This is a genomic window from Brevibacillus fortis (assembly GCF_046196545.1).
Lineage (GTDB): Bacteria > Bacillota > Bacilli > Brevibacillales > Brevibacillaceae > Brevibacillus > Brevibacillus fortis_A.
Window position 1 is genome coordinate 2,018,049 of sequence record NZ_CP176370.1, and the last position, 15,937, is coordinate 2,033,985.

Annotated in this window: 18 protein-coding genes and 1 pseudogene; 15 read left to right on the forward strand and 4 right to left on the reverse strand. The window is 48.5% G+C overall.

The features are described 5' to 3' along the window. The first annotated feature begins 28 nt into the window (after nt 1-28). Nucleotides 29-1,207, forward strand: coding sequence for an NAD(P)/FAD-dependent oxidoreductase (locus ACKKE8_RS10470; RefSeq protein WP_142063261.1), 1,179 nt, complete (start codon nt 29-31; stop codon nt 1,205-1,207). Nucleotides 1,208-1,258: 51 nt separating this feature from the next. Here ACKKE8_RS10470 and ACKKE8_RS10475 read toward each other — a convergent pair whose 3' ends face one another. After that, nucleotides 1,259-1,411, reverse strand: a complete 153-nt coding sequence (locus ACKKE8_RS10475; RefSeq protein ID WP_164724500.1) for a hypothetical protein — start codon at nt 1,409-1,411, stop codon at nt 1,259-1,261. 184 nt (nt 1,412-1,595) lie between these two features. Between ACKKE8_RS10475 and ACKKE8_RS10480 the strand changes: the two genes are divergently transcribed. The 6 genes and pseudogenes from ACKKE8_RS10480 to ACKKE8_RS10505 form a co-directional block, all read left to right on the forward strand. Beyond that, entirely contained in the window at nt 1,596-2,039 is a 444-nt protein-coding gene (locus ACKKE8_RS10480; protein WP_409178120.1) for an ACT domain-containing protein, read from the forward strand. 36 nt (nt 2,040-2,075) lie between these two features. Then, nucleotides 2,076-3,377, forward strand: a complete 1,302-nt coding sequence (locus tag ACKKE8_RS10485; protein WP_409178121.1) for a homoserine dehydrogenase — start codon at nt 2,076-2,078, stop codon at nt 3,375-3,377. After that, a complete protein-coding gene (gene thrC / locus ACKKE8_RS10490) occupies nt 3,377-4,459 on the forward strand; it encodes a threonine synthase (RefSeq protein ID WP_409178122.1) in 1,083 nt (360 codons plus the stop codon). The genes ACKKE8_RS10485 and thrC overlap by 1 nt, the downstream gene beginning before the upstream one ends. Beyond that, on the forward strand, nt 4,456-5,385 hold the full coding sequence (thrB, locus tag ACKKE8_RS10495; protein ID WP_409178123.1) for a homoserine kinase: 930 nt from the start codon (nt 4,456-4,458) through the stop codon (nt 5,383-5,385). The genes thrC and thrB overlap by 4 nt, the downstream gene beginning before the upstream one ends. Nucleotides 5,386-5,407: 22 nt before the next feature. Then, complete coding sequence (gene pheA / locus ACKKE8_RS10500; RefSeq protein ID WP_409178124.1) at nt 5,408-6,271, forward strand: prephenate dehydratase; 864 nt, start codon at nt 5,408-5,410, stop codon at nt 6,269-6,271. A 148-nt stretch (nt 6,272-6,419) separates the two neighbouring features. After that, nucleotides 6,420-6,473: pseudogene (locus ACKKE8_RS10505) on the forward strand (LysM peptidoglycan-binding domain-containing protein); the annotation flags it as partial. A gap of 125 nt (nt 6,474-6,598) precedes the next feature. Here the strand turns inward: ACKKE8_RS10505 and ACKKE8_RS10510 are convergent. Next, entirely contained in the window at nt 6,599-6,967 is a 369-nt protein-coding gene (locus ACKKE8_RS10510; RefSeq protein ID WP_409178125.1) for a hypothetical protein, read from the reverse strand. A 147-nt stretch (nt 6,968-7,114) separates the two neighbouring features. On the opposite strand from ACKKE8_RS10510, the gene ACKKE8_RS10515 reads away from it, so the two are divergent. Both ACKKE8_RS10515 and ACKKE8_RS10520 read left to right on the forward strand, forming a co-directional pair. After that, on the forward strand, nt 7,115-7,891 hold the full coding sequence (locus tag ACKKE8_RS10515; protein ID WP_409178126.1) for a hypothetical protein: 777 nt from the start codon (nt 7,115-7,117) through the stop codon (nt 7,889-7,891). A gap of 183 nt (nt 7,892-8,074) precedes the next feature. Next, nucleotides 8,075-9,103 (forward strand): phosphotransferase, encoded by a 1,029-nt coding sequence (locus ACKKE8_RS10520; protein WP_409178127.1) that lies wholly within the window; start codon nt 8,075-8,077, stop codon nt 9,101-9,103. Nucleotides 9,104-9,158: 55 nt separating this feature from the next. Here ACKKE8_RS10520 and ACKKE8_RS10525 read toward each other — a convergent pair whose 3' ends face one another. Next, the gene (locus ACKKE8_RS10525) at nt 9,159-11,147 is read right to left on the reverse strand and encodes a bifunctional 2',3'-cyclic-nucleotide 2'-phosphodiesterase/3'-nucleotidase (protein ID WP_409178128.1); all 1,989 of its coding nucleotides are present in this window, start codon (nt 11,145-11,147) and stop codon (nt 9,159-9,161) included. 217 nt (nt 11,148-11,364) lie between these two features. On the opposite strand from ACKKE8_RS10525, the gene ACKKE8_RS10530 reads away from it, so the two are divergent. Continuing rightward, nucleotides 11,365-11,937 carry a BofC C-terminal domain-containing protein gene (locus ACKKE8_RS10530; protein ID WP_409178129.1) on the forward strand — a complete coding sequence of 191 codons (573 nt, stop codon included), beginning with the start codon at nt 11,365-11,367 and terminating at the stop codon, nt 11,935-11,937. 93 nt (nt 11,938-12,030) lie between these two features. Here ACKKE8_RS10530 and ACKKE8_RS10535 read toward each other — a convergent pair whose 3' ends face one another. After that, nucleotides 12,031-13,119 (reverse strand): hypothetical protein, encoded by a 1,089-nt coding sequence (locus ACKKE8_RS10535; RefSeq protein WP_409178130.1) that lies wholly within the window; start codon nt 13,117-13,119, stop codon nt 12,031-12,033. Between the two features lie 129 nt (nt 13,120-13,248). On the opposite strand from ACKKE8_RS10535, the gene ACKKE8_RS10540 reads away from it, so the two are divergent. The 5 genes from ACKKE8_RS10540 (at nt 13,249) to ACKKE8_RS10560 (ending at nt 15,894) form a co-directional block, all read left to right on the forward strand. Then, complete coding sequence (locus ACKKE8_RS10540; protein WP_047072775.1) at nt 13,249-13,440, forward strand: hypothetical protein; 192 nt, start codon at nt 13,249-13,251, stop codon at nt 13,438-13,440. 121 nt (nt 13,441-13,561) lie between these two features. After that, nucleotides 13,562-14,062 carry a crossover junction endodeoxyribonuclease RuvC gene (ruvC, locus tag ACKKE8_RS10545; protein WP_007724528.1) on the forward strand — a complete coding sequence of 167 codons (501 nt, stop codon included), beginning with the start codon at nt 13,562-13,564 and terminating at the stop codon, nt 14,060-14,062. Then, entirely contained in the window at nt 14,059-14,676 is a 618-nt protein-coding gene (gene ruvA / locus ACKKE8_RS10550; RefSeq protein WP_048032131.1) for a Holliday junction branch migration protein RuvA, read from the forward strand. Before ruvC ends, ruvA begins: the two co-directional genes overlap by 4 nt. A gap of 4 nt (nt 14,677-14,680) precedes the next feature. Beyond that, a complete protein-coding gene (gene ruvB / locus ACKKE8_RS10555; RefSeq protein ID WP_012685582.1) occupies nt 14,681-15,679 on the forward strand; it encodes a Holliday junction branch migration DNA helicase RuvB in 999 nt (332 codons plus the stop codon). Then, nucleotides 15,676-15,894, forward strand: a complete 219-nt coding sequence (locus ACKKE8_RS10560; protein WP_012685583.1) for a DUF2905 domain-containing protein — start codon at nt 15,676-15,678, stop codon at nt 15,892-15,894. Before ruvB ends, ACKKE8_RS10560 begins: the two co-directional genes overlap by 4 nt. Nucleotides 15,895-15,937: the final 43 nt, after the last annotated feature.

Here is a 15,937-nt window from a genome sequence, read left to right on the forward strand (position 1 = left end):
AATGTAAGACAAGGACGGAGGATTGGGCATGGCGAAGCATATTCTGATTCTAGGCGGCGGTTATGGCGGTTTGCTCAGCGCATTGACTGCACGTAAATACATGACGGCTGAAGAAGCGTCGATCACGGTGGTAAACCGTTTTCCTACTCACCAAATCATTACGGAACTGCACCGCTTGGCAGTAGGAAACCTGTCTGAACAAAACGTGGCTCTCCCTCTGGAAAGATTGCTGCGTGGCAAAGAGATTAACCTCGTAGTAGACACGGTAGAAAATATTGGTCTCGATTCCCAACGCGTAACATTGGCGAGCGGCGAGTCCATCAAATACGATGCTCTGGTGATTGCGCTGGGAAGTGAAACCGCATTCTTCGGAATCCCAGGTCTGCAAGAGTACAGCTTTACACTGAAATCTGTAGAAGAAGCAAATCGTCTGCGTGCACACCTCGAAGAGCGCGTGATTGAATACAAGACGAGCAAAAATAAAGCAGATGCTACCTTCGTTGTAGGTGGTGGCGGTCTGACAGGTATCGAGCTGGTTGGGGAATTCGCTGATATGTTGCCAAATCTGTGCCACAAACACGGCGTAGACTTTGCAGACGTATCCATCTACTGTGTAGAAGCAGGTCCATCCATTTTGGCTGGTTTTGCTCCTGACTTGGTTGAGCGTGCGAAAACGAGCTTGGAAAAACGCGGCGTTCAGTTCCTGACAGGCGTACCTGTAACCGAAATGAAAGAAACCACGGTTTGCCTGAAAGATGGCGGTACCATTGAAACCAAAACAATGGTATGGACAGGTGGCGTACAAGGAAATCGCGTAGTGGCTGAGTGCGGCGTGGAAGTAAACCGCGGGCGTGCAACTGTTACAGAATTCCTGCAATCTACTTCTCACCCTGATGTATTCCTTGCAGGTGACAGTGCGGTCGTAATGGGGCCAGAAGGTCGTCCATTCCCTCCGACTGCGCAACTGGCATGGCAAATGGGCGAAGTAGTTGGTCACAATCTCTTCGCACACTTCAACGGCACCAAAATGGATACCTTTAAACCGGTATTCTCTGGTACACTGGGTAGCTTGGGCCGTAAAGACGCGATCGGAACAATCGGCGCAAGCCAACTGAAGCTGAAAGGCTTGCCAGCAACCTTGATGAAAGAAGCGAGTAATGTTCGCTACTTGACTCATATTAACGGTCTGTCCTCTTTGGCATACTAATCGAATCAGGAAAACCCGGGATCAATGATGTCCCGGGTTTTTTGTGCTTATTTATCCGTTCCCGCTCGGATCTTCAATCACGTTTGGGGATTGTGCCATCTTTTTGCCCCGCATGTCATTGCCAAACTGATCGAGACTGCTTGGCTTACCCGCTGGGTGATTGTTACGGCGCTCCGATTTATCTGACTTTCCACGTCCGGCCATTTGCCTTTCACCTCCTCCATAGATACGCATTATTGTGCGCGAAGAAGCTCCCCCTCATGTAATTAAAGTAAACCAAATATGATCCGATGAAAAAAAGTGGCGGATAAGGATTGTCACATCACATGCTTTCCGTTATAATGTCCTCTATGAAGAAACAACTGTTTTTCTCAGGAGGACACAACGCATGAAAAAGGAAGAAAAATTCTACTTGATTCGATCTGACATCCTGCCAGAATCGATTGCCAAAACGATTGAAGCCAAGAAGATGCTGGAATCCGGCGAAGTGGATACCGTGAATGAAGCGGTTGAACGGGTGGGATTGAGCCGCAGTGCTTTTTATAAGTACAAAGATGGCATCTTTCCGTTCAATGCGATGATGAGCGAAAAGATTATGACGATTACTTTCTCTTTGGATCACATGTCAGGTTACTTATCCAAAGTGCTCACATATGTAGCAGATCAAGGTGGAAACGTATTGACCATCAATCAGACGATTCCACTTCAAGGGATTGCTACCATATCCATGTCAGTCGATATGGCTAATCTTCGCGTATCTAGCACGGAGTTTTTGGATAACTTGCAGCTGATCCCGGGCGTCCGCAAAGCGATGATCGTCGGTAGAGGCTAAGCAAAAAACAATAAAGAAAAGGCAGGGGAGAGAGACATGGAGAAGCAGAGCATTAAATTGGGATTAATGGGTTTTGGAACAGTAGGGACTGGTGTCGTACGCATTATTCAAGCGCATCAGGAGGATTTGCAAAAGCAAACCGGCCTCAGTATTGAGGTTTCCCGTATTCTTGTTCAGGATGCGGAAAAATCTCGCAATCTTTCATCCATGGAGGGCGCGCTGACCACTGACCCTGCTAGTCTTTTGGATGATCCAGAAATTGAAGTCATCGTAGAAGTAATTGGTGGCATTCACCCTGCGAAGGAATATATTTTGGGTGCACTCGAACGAGGTAAGCACGTAGTAACAGCCAACAAAGATCTGATGGCGTTGCACGGAGCCGAAATTTTAGCGAAGGCGCAAGAAAAGGGCTGTGACGTTTTCTACGAGGCAAGCGTGGCTGGTGGCATACCGATTTTGCGGGCGTTAGTAGAAGGCTTCTCCTCAGACCGTATCGCGAAAATGATGGGGATCGTCAACGGGACAACCAATTACATTATGACCAAAATGAGTCAAGAGGGCGCAGAATATAGCGAGGTATTGAAAGAAGCGCAAGCACTGGGCTATGCGGAGCAGGACCCTACCTCTGATGTAGAAGGTTTTGATGCTGCCCGCAAAATGGCGATTCTGGCAACGCTGGGCTTCCGTGTACCGATGAAGCTCGAAGATGTAGACGTAAAAGGGATCAGTTCCGTGAGTAAGGAAGATATCGCCTATGGCAAACAACTGGGCTATGAAATCAAGCTGCTCGGACTTGCTCGTCGTGACGAAGAGGCGATTGAGGTAAGTGTGCAGCCGACTCTGGTTCCGAAATCCCATCCACTCGCTTCCGTAAATGGCGTCTATAATGCCGTGTACGTACATGGGGAAGCAGTAGGGGAGACCATGTTTTACGGCCCGGGCGCAGGTGAATTGCCAACCGCTACCGCCGTTGTGTCTGACCTGGTCACTGTCGTCAAAAACAGAAAGCTAGGAGTGAATGGACGCGGAATGGTTGCTCCATACAAAGAAAAAGTATTGAAAGAAGACAGCGAAAAATTCTCGAAATACTTCCTGCGCATCGTAGTTGCAGATAAACGCGGTGTACTTGCTCAAATTACGCAGCTGTTGGCAGACAAAAATATTTCCCTTGAGCAGGTCATCCAGCAACCGTTCAACAACGGACGTGAAGCGGAGATTATTATGATTACACACCTGTCCTCAAAAAGTGACATGGATGCGGTGTTGGCTTACATGGAGCAGATGGATATCGTATCAACTGTGCAGAGCTGCTACCGTGTAGAAGGAGGAGACAAATAATGGCTTTCGATCGACAGTCTGGCATCCTGGCACGTTACCGGGAATTTCTCCCGATCACAGAAAAAACTCCGCTGGTCAGCTTGCATGAAGGAAACACTCCCCTGATCCATGCCCCGAACCTATCCAAACAATTGGGGGTGGAGCTGTACGTCAAGTACGAGGGGCTCAATCCGACCGGCTCTTTCAAAGATAGAGGCATGGTCATGGCTGTAGCCAAAGCGGTAGAAGAGGGAAGCAACACAATTATGTGCGCTTCGACGGGGAATACATCAGCAGCAGCTGCGGCGTATGCGGCACGCTCAGGATTGCGTTGCATCGTACTGATCCCGAATGGCAACATCGCGTTGGGCAAGCTGGCTCAGGCTATCGCCTATGGTGCAGAAGTCATCGCGATAGACGGTAATTTTGATGAAGCGCTGGATATCGTTCGCGAAATCACAGCGAAAGAGCCGATTACACTGGTGAATTCCGTGAACCCTTACCGGATCGAAGGACAAAAGACCGCGGCATTTGAAGTATGCGATGCGCTGACGGACGCACCTGACATTTTGGCCATCCCAGTCGGCAATGCAGGTAACATTACAGCATATTGGAAGGGCTTCGAGGAATATTTCGCAGCCAAAAAATCGAGCCGCTTGCCTAAGATGTACGGTTTCCAGGCAGCGGGAGCCGCGCCATTGGTTCATGGCGAACCGGTAGCCAATCCTGAAACGATTGCGACAGCTATTCGCATTGGCAACCCGGCGAGCAAGGATGGCGCTTTGAATGCCATTTCGAAATCAAGTGGTCTCGTCGATAGTGTAACGGACGAAGAAATTTTGCATGCCTATCATTTGCTGGCGAAGAGTGAAGGGGTGTTTTGTGAGCCTGCCTCGGCAGCATCGCTGGCTGGCATTATCAAGCTGCATGAGGCTGGAAGGCTTCAACCCGGCAGCCAGATCGTGTGCGTGCTGACTGGAAACGGACTAAAAGACCCAAATATCGCTTTAAAGCTGGTAGGTGAAGAGCCGCGTTCTGTTCCGGCGACACACGAAGCTGTGATGGAGCTGGTTCGTCAAAGTGGGAGAGAATTTGTATCATGAATGGACGACGTGTAAAAGTAACCATACCGGCAACGACAGCGAATCTGGGACCGGGATTCGATGCGCTGGGCATGGCTTTCCAGTTGTATTCTGTCGTAGAAATGGAAATCAGTGATTATACGACAGTAGAGATGGTGGGTAAGGAGCTGCAAGGAACGCCGACGGACAAAAACAATCTTCTGTACAAGGTTGCGGCGGGATTGTTTCAAGAAGCAGGTCTCGCCATTCCTGAGCTCGCGATTCGTGCTTCCAGTGATGCTCCCTTGACGAGGGGGTTGGGGAGCAGTGCCGCTGCGATTGTAGGTGCACTTGTAGCGGCCAACCATCTCGCTGGCGAACCATTTACTCGTGAGCAATTGTTTGAAAAGGCAACACGCTTGGAAGGGCATCCGGATAATGCGGGAGCCTCGATGTTTGGTGGAATCATTGTTGCGACGATGCCTGAAGTACCAGGAGATCCCGTTCCTTATGTGCGGTTTTCTGCTCCGGCGGGATTACAGACTCTCGTCGTAATCCCAGAATTCATGCTCTCGACAGAAAAAGCGCGGAACGTCTTGCCACAGGTGTACAGCAGAGAGGATGTTGTATATAATGTGGGTCATAGTAGTTTGCTAGTTGCTGCACTGGCACAAGGCAGACTCGACCTGATGGCACGGGCAATGTCGGATCGGTTGCATCAGCCGTATCGAGCAAAGCTTGTACCTGGCTTGAACGAAATCCTGGACAAAGCGACTGAACACGGGGCACTGGGGGCTGCTTTAAGCGGTGCTGGACCGACGATCCTCTGCTTTTTCTCTTCGGATGAAGAATTAGAGAAGCTGCGTGCATTTGTGGACAGAGTGATGAAAGGGCACGACATCTCGTACCGCGTGATGATCTTGCAACCGGACGAAAATGGCGTACAGGTAGAAATCCATCAGAGATAGACCATAGTGGATAGGAGTAGCCATGGAGAAGAAACTTGCTTTTCTAGGACCGCGTGGAACGTTTACCGAAGAAGCAGCGCGGATATTGTCGCTCGGACAAAAGCTATCTTTCGTTCCGTACCCAAGTATTATTGAAGTACTAGACGCTGTTTCCAAAAAGGAAGTGGCATACGGTGTCGTACCGATGGAAAACTCCATTGAAGGAACAGTCAATTCTACACTGGATTGGCTCATTCACGAAGTGGATTTGCCCATTTTGGCGGAGCTAGCATTGCCCATTACGCAAAACTTGCTGGTGGCAAAAAGAGAGCACCCATTGCCTTTGTCAGCTATTAAGAGAGTGCTGTCACATCCTCAAGCGATTGCACAAAGCCACAACTTTTTGCGTGAGAATTTGCCGGAAGCAGCGATCGAAACGGTAAACAGTACGGCATTGGCTGCAAAAATGGTGAGCGAGCATCCAGAAGAGCCGTGGGCTGCTGTTGGTACTCGATTAAATGTAGAGATCTATCCATTGGAGTTTGCGCGTGAACAAATTCAAGATTATTCGAATAACTACACGCGCTTTGTTCTCGTCGGTCAGGAAAGTCTTGATCTGCCGGTTTCCCGCAAAGAAAAGACAACGATACTGGTCACGCTGCCGGAAGATTTCCCAGGAGCATTGTATCAAGTACTGGCTGCTTTTGCTTGGAGAAAGGTAAACTTGTCTCGCATCGAATCACGTCCGACGAAGAAAGCACTCGGAAACTATTTTTTTGTCATCGACATTGAGCAGAAGATGGACGACGTCTTGTTGCCAGGAGCGTTTGCGGAGATTGAAGCCATTGGTTGTCAAGTTCGTCAGCTCGGGACGTATCCATTTTATATGCATCAGACCAATTCCTAGAGGGATTGGTTTTTTCTTTTTCTGCTCCCTCCCAACAAAGGAGTGGCGTCAAGGAGCAAAACGCCCATGACTGCATACGATGTTAGGGAGTTTGGTGCAAGGGAGGAGAAAAACATTGAGAATACACATCGTCCAAAAAGGCGATACGATGTGGAAGATCGCCAAAAGATATGGGGTCGATTACAAAGAACTGTTACGCCTTAATAGTCAATTAAAAACTCCCGATACAATTTATCCTGGAGCGAGAATCAAGATTCCGGCGAAACAAGTTCCTGTCCGACCACCGCAAAGAACGACGCCCCCCCATCCAATGAGTGAGGCAGCCCCTTATGTGAAAGAAAGACCGATTACGGAAGAGGAAGAGATGGAGGTACCGCAACAAATCGAAAGGCGGCCAATTGAGCCGGAAGAATCCGGAGAAGTACAAATCGAATCAAGGGAGGAGACCAGACCTACTCTACCGCCGGCTCCCATTCCAACGAGGCCACCCAAGGAGATGCCTAGACCTCCCAAAGAAATGCCAAGACCACCAGTCCCTTCAGTTTCACCAGAGGTAGTCAGGCCAACGGCACCACCAACATTACCACCTCCACCACCAACACAGCCAATTCCAAAACCAACGGAGCCGATTGAAAAACCAATCGAGGAGCAAAATGTGCTGCCGCCGATTCCACCTGTTCCTATACGTCCACTCATACCGACTCCACCTCCAACCAGAGTGAGTCCGTATATTTATCCACCAGCGATTCCACCAAATCAAAATGTGCCCAACATTCCATATAGACCACCGACTCAGGTCTTGCCATTACAGCCTACACGACCGCCAGCCTATGCATGCCCACCTTGCCCACAGCCAAACTATCCACCGCCACGGGTGAGTCCGTTGCAACCGATGCAGCCAAACTATCCACCGCCACGGGTAAGTCCATTGCAACCGATGCAGCCAAACTATCCACCACCACGGGTAAGTCCGTTGCAACCCATGCAACCAAACTATCCGCCACCACGGGTAAGTCCGTTGCAACCCATGCAACCAAACTATCCGCCACCACAGGTAAGTCCGTTGCAACCCATGCAGCCCAACTATCCACCGCCACGGGTGAGTCCGTTGCAACCCATGCAGCCCAACTATCCACCACCACGGGTGAGCCCGTTGCAACCTATGCAGCCCAACTATCCACCGCCACGGGTGAGCCCGTTGCAACCTATGCAGCCGCCTTCGAGGGTGAGCCCACAACAGCAGCTCAAGCCACCTTCAAAAGTGAGCCCGCAACAGAAGCTGAAGCCATCTACGAGGGTAAGCCCAGAGCAAGATCGCAGGCCATCGCCACAGGTGCGTCCATTCCGGCCATTCCCACCGCCGTTCATGCCACCATGCCCGCCATTTCCGCCTTGCCCACCGTATGGGAACCCGTGGATTGGCCCGTTTTATCCGAATCGACGACCGATTGTGAGTCCAGAACAAATGCGACCAATCAATCCATTTCCAATCGTCCCACCACCGATCAGACCGATGCCGTTTCCTTATCCATGCCCACCACCATTTCCACCCATGCCATTAAAGCGGCCACGAGCGAAGAAGCCTGTGTGCCCGGAACCAGTGGAGTCATCATCATGTGAGTGTTCTTCTGAAGTTCGGGAGTACAGAGGCCGAAAAGGCAAGTACACTCGTTCTCCACAGGAGATTCACAATAACGTGATGTTCCCGCCTTCCCCGTGTATGGCTTCCATGCCCGAACAAGGGGTTTGGCCGAACTGGGGAGATGGGCATGAAGAATCCTCTTCTTACTGAGAGGGTATGGGATGAACAAAGGAATCTTATCCACCATTGAAAAGGCTTTTCGCTGTCAAATCTACGGGGTGAAGCCGAAGCGAAACGTCAACCTGTTAAAAACAGACCGGGGCCACTGGATACTCAAAGGATATAAGCAGGTCGAAAAAGCTGTGTGGGTGACTGAGTTAGCGGATGCACTGCATGAGAAGGGCTTTCATCATACGGTGCAGTATGTGGCGAATCATGAAGGGTCCAAAATTTTTGCATTTGAAGACCGTCATTACACCATCATGAAAATGATTGATGGGCATGAAGCAGATAACGCTTCTCTTTTCGATGTTAAAAAAACAGCAGAAACATTGGCCCGTTTTCATGTTGCAGCTCAGGGTTTTCCTATTGCTCATACGTATGCGTATGAAGGAAAACCGGCTCTGTTAGATAAATGGGAGAGCCGCTTGGAATACTTTGAGCGGTTGATGTGGTCGATTGAACAGAAAGGACCCCAGACAAAACTGGAGCAACTCATTTCGCACCAGGCAGATCACGTTCTTAGAGATGGCAAGGAGATGCTGCAATCTGCCTACAAGCTGCCTTTGACGCCAGAAATGTTTGTAGCCATGGAGAGGGGGACACTCGCGCACAGAGACGTGGCGAGTCATAACTTTTTGCTTACGGAGCGAGGCAATTGCTATTTGATTGACCTTGATACAGTTGGTCATGATCTTCAGCTTGTCGACCTTGTACAATTAATGTCGCGAATGCTGTTGATGCAAGAGTACCGCATGGATTCCTTTGTGGAAGCGATGGAAGCCTATAGTAACGTCAACTATTTATCTGATACCCAGATTTGGGCTGTTCATCAATTGCTTCGCTATCCGGATAATTTCTTGCGGGAGGTAACGGGCTTGTATAGTCAGCGCCCAGGCTACCACATGAAGGGCGTCATGCAGCTGATCCAAATGGAAGGCAAAGTGATGGCGAATCGCCAACGTTTTTTAAACGATGGAGAAAGAATCTTCCAGCGTTCTCCATGGGGTCATTACCATTTTGTCGGATAATCGGATAAAACAAAACATCCCTCTCGAAGGAGGGATGTTTGTGTTGTTGACAAGCTTACTTGGAAGCAGGCTTGGACAGATCAATAGAGAATTTCGCAAACCCAGATTCCAATACGTTGATGAACTTGATATTGGACAATTTTTCAGCGAATGGTTTCGCGTCAGGAGAAGAAGTGAATGTAACGTTCAGCTTCGCATCTACTGGAGCAAAAGACCAGTTGTTGTCTGCTGCTGGGTCGATATTTTTTTGGTTCAGGATGTAGTCGATTACGATTTGACGGTTTTCATCTGGAGAATCGATTACGATGTTTTTGCCATCCAGACCTGGGAACGCACCGCCGCCGCTTGCACGGTAGTTGTTGGTTACGACGATGAATTTGTCTTCAGGTTTTACTGGTTTGCCGTTATAAGACAGGTTTTTGATGCGGTTTGCATCTTTGTTTGCTACTTTTCCATCTACAGCGTATTTGGAGGGCTGTGTAACATCGATTTGATAAGTAACACCGTCGATTACATCATAGTTGTATGTTGGGAAAGATTCGTTGATGAGTGGTTGCTCATCAGTTTTCTTCAGATCGATTTGGTTGAACTGTCCAGCGGAGCGCTCCAACCATTCTTTTACCGTAGCTCCATCGACCAGAACCGCTTTCAATGTGTTCGGGTAGATGTACAAGTCAGATACGTTTTTGATGGCGATTGTACCAGCAGGAATATTGGAGTAGTAGCTTACTCCGTTACGGCCGCCTGCTTTAAATGGTGCACCAGCAGACAGAACTGGAATGCCTTCGTATTCTGTACCTTTCACGTTTTTCTCAACGAACCATTTTTGTGCATTGGTTACGATTTGGATAGAAGGGTCATCTTGCACAAGTGCAAAGTAGCTGAAGATAGGGGAAGATGTTTTCCCGACAGCAGAACGAACCCATTCAACCGTTTTATCGTGATCTTCTTTTACTGCATCTACGATCGCTTTGTCTGCATCAGCCAAGGATGCTTTGTTAGCTTTGTCATAGATCGGTACTACTTTGGTAGCGGACTCAGCCACTTTCCATTTTCCGTTTTCTTGTTTCAGCGTCAGGTCGATCACGCCGAGGTGGTTACCCCAGAAGCCAGGCATAACGGCTGGTTTACCATTGATCGTTCCTTTTTCTGCATCAATGCCTGGAATTTTATCGAATCCAGGACCAGGGAATACGGAGTGGGAGTGTCCGAACAGGATCGCGTCGATACCATCTACTTTGCTCAGTTGGTAGCTAGCGTTCTCCAATTGAGGACCACCCTCGGTAGGGCCAATCCCGGAGTGAGGAACCGCGATGATGATGTCTGCACCTTTTTTCTTCATTTCAGGTACGAATTTGTTGGCAGTTTCCACGATGTCTTTCGCGATTACTTTTCCTTCCAGGTGAGCCTTGTCCCATTGCATAATTTGTGGCGGAACAAAACCGATAACGCCAACTTTGAGTTTTACATCTTTGCCGTTCTCATCTTTAAATGTGCGCTCCAGGATTTCGTAAGGAGTGTACATGTTTTTGTCATTGTCTGGATTTTTGTCCTTGTCGTCTACATAGACGTTGGAATTTATGTAAGGGAATTTCGCACCCTTCAAGCTGGTTTCCAAGAACTCCAAACCAAAGTTGAACTCGTGGTTACCGATATTGGCAACATCATAGTCCATCAGGTTCATTGCTTTGTAAGCAGGGTGAGTATCTCCAGCTTTCAACGGGTCAATTTTTGCCACGTAGTCGCCCAATGGGTTTCCTTGCAACAAGTCACCGTTGTCGATCAGGATGCTGTTTTTCACTTCTTCTCTTGCTTTTTTGACCAATGTCGCTGTTTTTGCGAGGCCAAACTCATCTGTGTTTTTGTCTTGATAGTAGTCATAGTTAACGATGTTGGTGTGGATATCTGTCGTTTCCAACAGGCGGAGCTTGAGGACAGAATCTGTTTGCGCGCTTACAGGAGTAAGAGGAAAAGAGAGTGCGCCAACAACCAAAGAAGTGCTGAGGAGGAAAGCAGTCAGCATTTTTTTGTTCGTTTTCTTCATGTTTGAAATGACCTCCATAAGTTTACAATAATGCCAAGCAAAAATAGTTTATCATTAGAATCAGACGCTGGATAGATAGCTAGATGAAATAGTATATTAATTTTTTGTATTGAAAAAAATAAAAAAATATAACGTCAATCCCTCATTGGTCGCGTATGTCCCACTTTCTTTGTGGTAATGATAGGAAGAAAAGCCTATATAAAAGAAGGGGTTCTATGTGACTGAGAAGAAAAAGTGGGTGGTTTACGCGTCGTGGGGTGCAGCATTAGCCACTGGCGTTGTAATCGGCATCCTGTTAGTAGGAAAGGACGGAAACGATTCGGGTCTTGCTCGTTTACTGAACCATACAGGCAAAGCAGATGTAGTAGCGGGGACGTCGTACGAACTGATTTTAGCTCGCCATTATTTGTGTGGGGTCCGAGACGAAGAACATGTGTCAGTTCGGACCAATCAACTGGCAGACGTCATTGGCAACTATAATGGATGGGAAATTGTACAAGCAGAACCTGTCAAGATGATCTTGATGAAACGCGAGCAGGATATAGCGCCAGCGTGCAAGGAGAATGGACATATCGGAATAGCTGCGGACGGCATGCTTACTCTCTTTCATGGTCTGCCTGCTGAACAAGATGTGGTGCAAACCTTTTATCGAATCGATACTGCAAAAATGGAAGCGAGTCTGCCAAAAGAGGAATGGGAGAATCTGAAACGGGGGATTCGCATTCGGAATGTGGCAGAGTATAACAGTGTATTGTCCACTTATGGCGAATACCAATGGAGTGGCCAATGAAAACGGGTGAACCAAAAGAAATCCCTTTCGAGCCTTTCGTGTAACCATCACGTATTGGACTGGAAAGGGATTTTTGTTTCCATTGCTATGGAACTATGGATTCAGTTCAACCGCAATGATTCGCCAGCGTTCCCCCGGCACTTCGCGGCGCAAAAGAAACTTCCATGTTCGTCGAAAATTACCGTCTTCCCGGGCGATGTACGTGAGTCGAACAGGAACTTCTATCAAGAGGGGGCCTCGTTCGTCTGACGGAATGACGATTTCTGACGATCGCACAGATTCGATCGCGGACAGTTCTTCTGGAAGTGAGAATCCGTCGGTTGTCATTCGCATCGCATGGGTGTCGTGCTCATGCAGAGCGATGAGAAAATAGCCGACGAGCTCTTCAGGAGACGCCCCTTTTATGGTAGTCGCAAGTGCTCCGGAGGCCTTGAGAATCATCATGCTGTGACTAGGATCGGGCTCTGTACGCCGATGGGTGGAGCTGCCGATAAAGTGGATGCAAAAATGCCCGGGGAATTCATTTCCTTTAATCGCGCCAGAGCCATGAGGCATTCCGTGCATGGATGCTGCAAAATAAGTACCGTCTACCTCTACCAGAATGGCTCTGCGCTTCCATGACCATTTCCCTTGATAAATGATCTTCATGATCTGTGTATCCTTGCGTGTCAACGGTTGAACATCGGCATGGCGACTGCCTGCTCTGCGCTGGACATCAAAACGTTGGCCTGTCTCTAAATCAATCACGGTACCGAACTCCATCCGTTTTAACTTTTTTTTCACCTGTTCCCAGGGAATGGCTTGTGCAAAATGGGCAGCCTCTACGGACTTGACCATTTCTTCGATCCGCTGGCGAACATCGTTTCTCAAAACATAACGACGAGGCATTTCTTTTTCATAAAGCTGGCCATCGTGATCATATACATACATTCGTTGTTTTACGGTCAGTGTAGCTCGTACCCAGTGCGGGTTATAAGAGGCGACTTCAGTAGTAGAGCCCAATAGCCGCTTCGTAAATTGCTTTTGATCACGGAAGGACATGGTCGTTTGGAAGGAGGATTCGGGTGACACTGAAACGGTGACCGTGATGTCATTCTTGACCTTGGCAAATGTAGAGTGCGGCATTGACAGTGCGATTACGAAAAGGCATAGACAAAAAATAAGGACTTTGCTTCGCAACAACCAACACCTCCACTGCTTATCGTTTCAATTAAATGTCTGGCTCATGTGGCGTAAATCTTGGTATCATAGCGCCTTTGCGCTTGCGCCATACTGTTTTCATACGGTGATCGAAGGAGGAGTCTTTAGACCATGTCTACCATGCCTAGAGGTAGCTACAAAGACCAGTTCCATCAGCGTTTGTACGTTCAGTTGAACCAGGGGCACAACAAGCTCAATTACCAACAGATCAACAAGATCAAAGAGCACATGCAGAGTGGCGTAGACGACTATGCCCACATGCAGCATGATGTGTCGGATTCACTCGGAATGAACAAACACTAACGACGCCGTATAACCCGTTCCTTTTATAGGGAGCGGGTCTTTGCTATGGAAATACACGTTCGCTTTTTAGGTGCTTTGTGTTACAGTAGAGAGTAGAATCTTTGCTCACGGAGAGTGGACTATGCGCATTTTAGGAATTGACCCTGGCATTGCGATTGTTGGCTTCGGGGTTGTGGATAAAGAGGGCAGCCAATTGCGTCCCGTCCAATATGGAAGCATTCAGACAGAAGCAGGATTGCCAGTACCGCTTAGATTGAAACAGATATTTGAGGCAATGCAGAGCCTTCTGGAAACATATCGTCCCGATGAAATGTCCGTCGAAAAGCTTTTCTTTAATAAAAACGTGACGACGGCCTTTACAGTTGGTCAAGCGCGAGGGGTTATTATACTTGCAGCAGAGCTGGCTGGTGTGCCGGTCTATGAATATACCCCGATGCAGGTCAAGCAAGCCGTGACTGGATACGGGGGAGCAGAGAAGAAGCAAATACAGGAAATGACGAAGCTCCTATTGCGGTTAAAAGAAGTACCAAAGCCTGACGACGTGGCGGACGCATTGGGTATTGCTATTACGCACGCACAGTTTCGCGCGTTCATTTCCATTTCGGAAGGGGTTCAGAAATGATTGATTTTGTAGAAGGTACACTTAGTTATCTCGATTCGGAATACATAGTTATCGAAACGGGCGGAATTGGTTATCGACTGTTTTGCCCAAACCCATACCAATTCGTTCGGTATGAAGGTAGCAAAACCAAATTGTTTACCCACCACCATGTGCGGGAAGATGCCATTCTGCTGTACGGCTTTGCTACCCGTGACGAACGCGATTTATTCCGCAAGCTGCTTGATGTTAGCGGAATCGGTCCAAAGGGCGGCTTGGCGATTCTGGCTGCGGCGACTCCTGAGCAGCTGGTGATGGCGGTTCAACAGGAGAATGTTACCTATTTGACGAAATTTCCGGGGATTGGGAAAAAGACTGCCCAGCGCATTATCCTCGATTTGAAGGATAAATTGGTAGGGTACACACCATCTGCGATTTTGACTGTTGCAGCGGGTGATTTGACAGCAGGCGAGCAAGCCGTGTCCGCACTGAACGAAGCGCTCGATGCATTGACCGCACTGGGTTACTCTGATGGTGAACTGCAAAAAATTAGAAACACGCTGTCTGAGAAATCAAAAGAGGGCGATGGTGTAGAAAAGCTCATCAAACAAGGGCTTGCGTTGCTCATGAGGGGGTAGGATTTTGGATTCTCGGATCATCACGACGCATATGAATTGGGAAGAAGATGCGGCGGAGCTGAGCCTCCGTCCTCGCTATTTAAACGAGTACATCGGTCAACAGCACGTGAAGGAAAACTTGAAAATTTTTATTGAAGCAGCCAAAATGCGGAAAGAGTCGTTGGATCACGTATTGCTGTACGGTCCGCCTGGTCTGGGGAAGACGACCCTTTCGCAAATTATCGCAAATGAGCTGGGTGTGAATATCCGCACGACGTCTGGTCCGGCAATTGAGCGTCCGGGTGATTTGGCGGCGATTTTGACGAATTTGCAAGAAGGGGATGTCCTGTTTATTGACGAGATTCACAGGCTCAACCGAAGCGTAGAGGAAGTTTTATATCCGGCTATGGAGGATTTTGCGCTGGACATCATTATCGGTAAAGGGCCAAGTGCTCGCAGTGTTCGTTTGGATTTGCCGCCATTTACACTGGTCGGGGCCACAACGCGAGCTGGCATGCTGTCCGCGCCGCTTCGAGATCGCTTTGGAGTTGTAAATCGCCTGGAGTTTTATACAGTCCCGGAACTGACCTTCATCGTTTCACGGGCAGCCGACATCCTGCAGGTTGTCATTCGAGAAGGTGGAGCAGAGGAGATTGCCAGACGTTCGCGGGGAACACCCCGAGTGGCAAACCGTTTGCTGAAGCGAGTTCGCGATTTTGCTCAAGTAAAAGGCGAAGGCGTCATTACGACAGAGATTGCCAAAGAAGCGCTGGAAAGATTGCAAGTGGATGCCTGCGGTCTCGATCATATCGACCATAAACTGTTGCTAGCAATTATTGATCGCTTTGACGGTGGACCTGTTGGACTGGATACGATCGCAGCAACAATCGGGGAAGAGTCACAAACGGTGGAAGATGTTTGCGAGCCATATCTCATGCAAATTGGCTTTATGCAGCGGACGCCGCGGGGGCGTGTTCTCACCCCGAGTGCGTACCAACACTTTGGTCGGGAGATGAAATCGTGAATCCTGTAGCCAAGCTACTTATTATTGGTGGTGCTGCTTTAATCGTAATCGGTCTTTTGTGGCAGGTAGGAGGCAGATTTTTGCCACTGGGGCGTTTGCCTGGAGATATCGTGGTAGAAAAGGAAAACGTCAAGTTCTACTTTCCAATTGTGACTTGTATTGTCATCAGCATCGTCCTTTCTCTTGGCATGTATTTATTCCGGTTGTTTAAATAGGTAAGTGTGAAGGCCATCGGAGCTCATCGTTCCGGTGGTTTTT

Excerpts from the sequence above, each read along its gene's own strand:
- pheA (WP_409178124.1), top strand. The coding sequence starts at position 5,408 with ATGGAGAAGAAACTTGCTTTTCTAGGACCGCGTGGAACGTTTACCGAA.
- ACKKE8_RS10510 (WP_409178125.1), bottom strand. The coding sequence starts at position 6,967 with ATGAGTGGACGTATAGGAACAGGTGGAATCGGCGGCAGCACATTTTGC.
- ACKKE8_RS10470 (WP_142063261.1), top strand. The coding sequence starts at position 29 with ATGGCGAAGCATATTCTGATTCTAGGCGGCGGTTATGGCGGTTTGCTC.
- ruvC (WP_007724528.1), top strand. The coding sequence starts at position 13,562 with ATGCGCATTTTAGGAATTGACCCTGGCATTGCGATTGTTGGCTTCGGG.
- ACKKE8_RS10525 (WP_409178128.1), bottom strand. The coding sequence starts at position 11,147 with ATGAAGAAAACGAACAAAAAAATGCTGACTGCTTTCCTCCTCAGCACT.
- ACKKE8_RS10475 (WP_164724500.1), bottom strand. The coding sequence starts at position 1,411 with ATGGCCGGACGTGGAAAGTCAGATAAATCGGAGCGCCGTAACAATCAC.
- thrB (WP_409178123.1), top strand. The coding sequence starts at position 4,456 with ATGAATGGACGACGTGTAAAAGTAACCATACCGGCAACGACAGCGAAT.
- ruvA (WP_048032131.1), top strand. The coding sequence starts at position 14,059 with ATGATTGATTTTGTAGAAGGTACACTTAGTTATCTCGATTCGGAATAC.
- ACKKE8_RS10540 (WP_047072775.1), top strand. The coding sequence starts at position 13,249 with ATGTCTACCATGCCTAGAGGTAGCTACAAAGACCAGTTCCATCAGCGT.
- thrC (WP_409178122.1), top strand. The coding sequence starts at position 3,377 with ATGGCTTTCGATCGACAGTCTGGCATCCTGGCACGTTACCGGGAATTT.
- ACKKE8_RS10480 (WP_409178120.1), top strand. The coding sequence starts at position 1,596 with ATGAAAAAGGAAGAAAAATTCTACTTGATTCGATCTGACATCCTGCCA.
- ACKKE8_RS10520 (WP_409178127.1), top strand. The coding sequence starts at position 8,075 with ATGAACAAAGGAATCTTATCCACCATTGAAAAGGCTTTTCGCTGTCAA.
- ACKKE8_RS10485 (WP_409178121.1), top strand. The coding sequence starts at position 2,076 with ATGGAGAAGCAGAGCATTAAATTGGGATTAATGGGTTTTGGAACAGTA.